Below are 6,367 nucleotides of genomic sequence, written 5' to 3' on the forward strand. Positions count from 1 at the left end.
TTCACATGTCGCTTTACGGCAAAAGTTCAAAGAATAGCGATATCAAACCTGCCCTAATTGAATTGGGACAAGTAGTTTGTACTTGTCTTGAGCAAAAGGCTGTTACCATCGAAAACAAACTGACTTACGAGCAGCAAGATGCATTAAGAAATCAATATTTAGGTGAATGTTTTCAAGCAAATTTAGAATCCTATCGTTCACAATTATTTTTGGAATATAACATCAAAGATCAATCTTCAATCCAAAAATTTGGTAGCATTTCCACTGGCTTTTTTTTTACAAATTGTACTCCAATTATCGAGGCCAATGCGCAAGCAAAAGCATCCATTTGGGGTAGTGGCATTCATTTGCAACGCAATAGAAACTACAGCAAATCAGCTTGGACTGTGGTCAATGCCACTAAAGAAAAAATCACTGATAGTTTAGCCAATCAATTCATTAATCTTCAAAGCTTTAAAGATGCAAAAGCAGGTTTGGCCCAAGCACAAGTCATTTTAAAGTCAAACCCTAGGGCCTATAGCATGACTAGGCCAAAAGATGAAACAAAAAAAGAAAATCGTACGACCCAGATTTTCAATTTTATTGCCAATAAAAAAGCATTGTTTCAATTGGTGATTGAATATGAAACTGACGCCTATAGCAAATTGAGGACAGTAGTGTTTGTTCCAAGAGAAAAAATCAAGAATCTGCAAGAATTGGACAAAACCCTAGAATCTAGCCCTCCTCCTCCTACCGAGGAGTTACCAAAAAACGATTAGCGCTTAAACTTAGTACGGGAACAAAATTCAATAGCGGTTCAACTGCTCAGCACATTCTTAGAAATTTTTCGTTTGAAACGACCCAAATACAGCGTACTGCATAATGTGTGAGTGATTAACATATTTGATCTTCATTTATGTTGGCTTAACACCCTCATACTGGAGCATTGGAAAAGGATGTGCTTCAAGGCGAGCGGGCGGAATATGGCCAGCAGATTGTCTCTACGCTGTCGAGACAATTGAGCTGGTCTCATTTTAAGGAAATTATTTACGTGGATTCGGATTTGGCAGTGGATTTTGGTGCAAGTCTCTTTTGAGTTAAGAGTTTCGAATACATGAGTTTTGAAGTGAGCTACCGCAGGAGGAATTGCAGACGGAGATTAGATTGCTGAAAGAGGCCGTGCAGCGATTGGAAGAGCGGGTCGAGAAGCTGGAGGGGAAGAAATAGTGGCTTGTGCCCGCGGGCTCTGGCCTATTGGAATAGATCAGCCAGAATCACTCCAAAACCGGGTAAAACACCCTCACCACTCAAAGCCTGATCAAAAGGTACATCTACTTCCTTGCCATCTGCTTGATACACCGTCGTTTTTTGCAAAATGGGATCAATCAGCCAGGCGAGTTGGCAACCATACTCCATAAACTCGGCAATTTTTTCTTGGATGGGCTTCAACTGGTCACTCTTGGAGCGAATTTCGGCGATGAAATCAGGTACAATTGGGGCAAATCCTTCTTGCTCATTGAGCGTGAGTGCATTCCATTTTTCATGAGGAACCCAGGCGGCATCGGGCCCGTAGGTGGCTCCATTGGGCAGTTTGAAACCAGTGGAAGAATCGAAGGTTTTTCCAAGTTTGTAGGTTCTGTTCCAAATTCCTAACTCTATATTGAATTCGGAGTTCCATCCTCCAGTTTTAGTTCCTGTTGGTGACATAATGATGATTTCTCCCAGGGAGTTGCGTTCTATTTTTAATTCCGGGTTTAACTGGCAAAATTCAAAAAACGCCTCATCACTCATCCCTCTTTCTGGAAATGCGAGCGCGACAAATCCTTCAAACTTGCTGGACGTGGCAGTCATTGTATTTTTTTGTACAAAAATAGCCATTTTAACTTACTTTGTCAAAGATAAAAACTCCCCGCTGGCGCAAGCCTTTCACGCCAGCGGAGAGCTGGTTCGATCTTTTTTTCTCAGCGCTCCGGCCAAGGATGTGTACGAAGCACGTCGATCTTTCTTTACCATTCAATCATCAATCCAATACTTGGGATCGCCCTTCCGGTGCCGTTGTCCAAAACTTTGGTTTTGTAACGTTGCTCTCCTACCGCAGCATCGGGATTCAGAATGACGCCAGAACCAATGGGGCGGTTATCGGCATCCAAGGGACGATCGAGGAAAAGCTCAGGGCTGGAAACGGAGGCGCTGAACATGTTTTCGATGTCTAAATACAAATTGAGGCTCCATTTGGGGAAGAACCATTTTTTATCCACCCGGAAATCGAGGAAATTGATGGCTTCGCTGCGCTCGGTATTCAACTGATTGTAATCGGGAATCCCCCGGCCATTGACGTCCCAGTTGGCGACCAAGGAGGAATTACTGGAAAATGGGGTGCGTGGCAAGCCCGTTTGGAAGCGCCAATTGAGGCCAATTTCCCAGTTTTTCTTTAGCTTTTTGCCCAAAGTCAGGTTTACGATGTGGCGGGCATCCCAGGAGGAAGGCAGTAGTACCGCGTTTTTGTCCTCAAATTCACTCCAACCCAGGGTATAGGCCAAGATGCCGTAAAAACCTTTGAACAAGCGTTGTTGGAACAAAAACTCCAGTCCATAGCTGCGTCCCTTGGAGCGGGGAATCGCGGGTTCGTTGCCCACTACCCCAAAGTCGCCACCCAGGTTGGCCAGGGTCAAACTATCGCGCAGCAAAAAGGGATAATTGGCGTAGCCTTTGTAAAACCCTTCCACGGTGATTCGGGCATTGTTGTTGGTATTGAATTCCAGTCCTGCCACCAATTGATTGTTGCGGATGTATTGGATGCCGTTGTTTTTGTTGATGAACGCGCCTCTTTCTTGGTAACCCAGGATGGTGTAAGGTGGCAATTGGTAAAAAATCCCTGCGTTGAAATTGAGGGCAAGGTTTTTGCTCAAACTGTACGATGCCGAAAACCTTGGCGACAACTGCTCCAGCAAATTGGACATTTCCTCCGAATAGCTGTTGGCATCCGCGCGAATCCCAGCCGAAAGGCTCAGGCGATTGTCGACAAACTTGCGGCTGATTTGGCCAAACACGTTGTACTTGCTAAAGTTGAAGGCGCTGCTGTAATTGATGGTTTGTGCGCCTGCGGAAGTAAAAATCCGGTTGAAGGTGCGGTTGTTGTAGCGCACAAACTCGTAACCTACCCCATAATTGAGGCGAAAATCTCCTGCCCGCACGGTGTTTTCCAGGCGTAACTTGTTTTCAATCTCCTGGGATTGGTAGTCCAGGATCAGGTTATCCCGGGTACTCTTATCGTTTTGGAAATACTTGATGGCTTTGTTGTCCAACATGCTGCGGCTGAGTACTACGGTATAGTAGCCATTGGGACGGTAGTGTTTGTACACCAGACCATTGGTGTAATTCCACTGCGGGTTTTCGGGCAATCGAGCCAGGATGGATTGTTGTTCTTCGGTGTCATTTGCCTCCAGATTGAGTTCAAACTGGTCGTAGGCCCCTAAACCGATGAAAGTGAGTTCGTTCTTTTTGTCCAGTTTGATTTTGACTTTGGCTTGAAAATCGTTGTAAATGGGCAAAAAAGGCAGTTCAAAAATTTTGAACAAAAATTGCAAATAAGAACGCCGGGCGGAAAGGAGGAAAGTGGTTTTGTCGCCAATTGGGCCTTCCAAAGTCAAACCGATGTCGGTAGCACTCACCATAAAAGTTCCTCCGATGCGATCATCGCGGCCATCGCGCTGCCGAAAGTTGAACACTGAACTGACCGCGTTGCCCCGATTGGCCGGAAAAGCGCCACTGAAAAAATCGACTTCATTGATGAAATTGACGTTGATCAAACCCACCGGACCACCCGAAGCGCCTTGGGTAGCGAAGTGATTGATGTTCGGTACTTCCACGTCGTCCAAAAAAAAGCGGTTTTCATTTGGAGCACCACCCCGAATGATGAGGTCGTTGCGGAAAGAGGGGGTAATGGTCACTCCGGGCAAGGTTTGTACTACTTTGGAAATGACGCGGTTGCCTCCGGGGTTGCGCTGGATTTCGGCTACGCCAATGGTGCGCAAGGACACCGGACTTTCATCCGTTTTTTTGAATGGGGGCGCTTTGATCACCACTTCATCCAGTTTTTGGGAACTGCTGGCCAGTGCAAAATCTGCCGTAGCGGGTTTGCTGTTGGTGACCTGAATTTCAAAGGCCGTAGCATCCTCGTACCCGACAAAAGATGCCCGGATGTTGTACAAGCCTGGTGTAAGTCCGGTGATTTCGTACAGTCCGTTTTCATCAGTTGTGGCGCCAAAGTCGGTGCCGAGTACCAAGACGTTGGCAAAAGGGATGGCTTCATTGCTGATTTTGTCACTGATTTTCCCTTTAATGATGCCATTTTGGGCAAAAAGACCGAAAGGCATCATCAAGAATAGCCCTAGCCAGTTGTAAAACAGTCGTGTTGCGGGTAAAACTTCCATTTATAATTTTTTAATAGTTATTTACTGTGTTTTCATAACAAATACTAAACTAGCAACTGAAAGAAATGTTCTGATTTTAGGTAATTTTTTTATCACTATGATAATGAATAGAATAAAACAAAAAGCGTGTTGCCAAGGTAAAACCTCAACAACACGCCTAAAAGGTGTTCTATTGAAAACTGTCGATATCCTTTAATTGACTTTCACAATCTTGGTAGAAATTACCTCCGACTTAGAATAAAGGGTCAAGGTCAGGATTCCCAATGGCCAATTGTTGGCATCTATTACCACAGTGTTCTGGCCATTGTATAGCGTAGTGCGAATCGTGTTAATGACTCGTCCGGTTAAGTCACGAACAATGATGTTTGCTTCGGTGGTTTCCGTACTCCAATCTACATTCAGGTTAATGGCTTCGCGGAATGGATTGGGAGTGGCGAAAAGTTTTCCATTGGATACACGAGCCGCAGTCCCAAAATTCGCTAATTCTGGAGCTGAATTTAATGGCGCAGGTGCATTCCGGGTTACTTTGACAAAATTGGTTGAGAAAGCAAAACAGTCGTCTGATGCAGCTTTGAGGTCAATGTCATCTCCAGCCTTTAATGCCAAAGTACCTGTATAAGAAAGTCCCCAAACCCGACAAACACCTACCCCGGCTCCTTCAAAGTCTACAATGTTCCCAGGAGGAAGTCCCAAAATGACATTATCGGAATCGGTCACTACGTAACGGAACAGCGAGCGACTTGCCCCAGTTGAAGCAAACCGAATGGTATCTGCAATTTTATCCCCGGCTATGGTGATTATCTCGGTCAGGTTGTTTGTAGTAGTCACCCGGCCACCGTTTGGTTTGAAACGAATCGTTTCGATGAAGTTGTCCGACAGATCAAAACATTCGTCAGACAGCGCTGCAGTAGCCGCATTGTCTCCAACTTTTCCGGTGAAATTACCCGTGTATGCAACACCCCAAACCCGGCAAAGCCCTTCTCCAGCTCCTTCTAAATTCACCATATCGCCTGCGGGTAGCCCCAAAATCATGTTCTTGTCATCGGTAATGATGTAGGCGTACTTTGAACGCGATGCACCTACTGAGTCGAATCTTACCACGTCAGCTTTGCCGTCGCCGGGGCAAGTATAACGTGTAGTCAGTCCATTTGGCATTTGTACCCGGCCACCGTTTGGTTTGAATCGGATCGTTTCGATGAAGTTGTCCGACAGGTCGAAACATTCGTCAGACAGCGCTGCAGTAGCCGCATTGTCTCCAACTTTTCCGGTGAAATTACCCGTGTATGCAACACCCCAAACCCGGCAAAGCCCTTCTCCAGCTCCTTCTAAATTCACCATATCGCCTGCGGGTAGCCCCAAAATCATGTTCTTGTCATCGGTAATGATGTAGGCATACTTTGAACGCGATGCGCCCACCGAATCGAATCTTACTACATCCGCTTTGCCGTCCCCGGGGCAAGTGTAACGCGTGGTCATACCATTTGGCATTTGTACCCGGCCGCCGTTTGGCTTGAAGCGAATCGTTTCGATGAAGTTGTCTGATAGGTCGAAACAACCCGTAGCCAAAGCTGTTGTGGCCGCATTTTGTCCTGCTTTTGCCAGGAACTTACCATTAAACGCAACACCCCAAACGCGGCAGATACCTTCGCCAGCACCTTCTAAATCAGCCATATCACCACCAGGTGTGGCCAAAATGTTGTTTTTATCATCCGTGATGATGTAGCGGTATTGGCTACCTTTGGTTCCTAAGGAGTCAAAGCGTACCACATCCGCCTTGCCGTCGCCGGGGCAAGTATACCGCGTAGTTAAGCCATTGGGCATTTGCACGCGGCCTCCATTTGGTGCCTCAGAACGGAAAATTGTAATGAAATTTTTGGAAACAAAAAAGCAGCCATCTGATAGTGCATAAAACGGCGCAAAGTGGACAGCGAAATTCGGCGCAAAGTGAACAGTTG

General features: G+C 46.0%; 4 protein-coding genes. 1 reads left to right on the forward strand and 3 read right to left on the reverse strand.

Annotation, left to right across the window (positions count from 1 at the left end; all coding sequences use genetic code 11):
• Nucleotides 1–758 (forward strand): hypothetical protein (locus tag ABW391_RS28140; RefSeq protein WP_353485238.1); only part of this gene is annotated, 758 nt, incomplete at its 5' end.
• A 472-nt stretch (nucleotides 759–1,230) separates the two neighbouring features.
• Here the strand turns inward: ABW391_RS28140 and ABW391_RS28145 are convergent.
• The 3 genes from ABW391_RS28145 to ABW391_RS28155 form a co-directional block, all read right to left on the reverse strand.
• Nucleotides 1,231–1,830 (reverse strand): Uma2 family endonuclease, encoded by a 600-nt coding sequence (locus tag ABW391_RS28145; protein ID WP_353485239.1) that lies wholly within the window; start codon nucleotides 1,828–1,830, stop codon nucleotides 1,231–1,233.
• 155 nt (nucleotides 1,831–1,985) lie between these two features.
• Nucleotides 1,986–4,412 carry a TonB-dependent receptor gene (locus tag ABW391_RS28150; protein WP_353485240.1) on the reverse strand — a complete coding sequence of 809 codons (2,427 nt, stop codon included), beginning with the start codon at nucleotides 4,410–4,412 and terminating at the stop codon, nucleotides 1,986–1,988.
• Between the two features lie 192 nt (nucleotides 4,413–4,604).
• On the reverse strand, nucleotides 4,605–6,367 hold a 1,763-nt coding region (locus ABW391_RS28155), incomplete at its 5' end, for a T9SS type A sorting domain-containing protein (RefSeq protein WP_353485241.1).

Source organism: Haliscomenobacter sp., assembly GCF_040403615.1.
GTDB lineage: Bacteria > Bacteroidota > Bacteroidia > Chitinophagales > Saprospiraceae > Haliscomenobacter.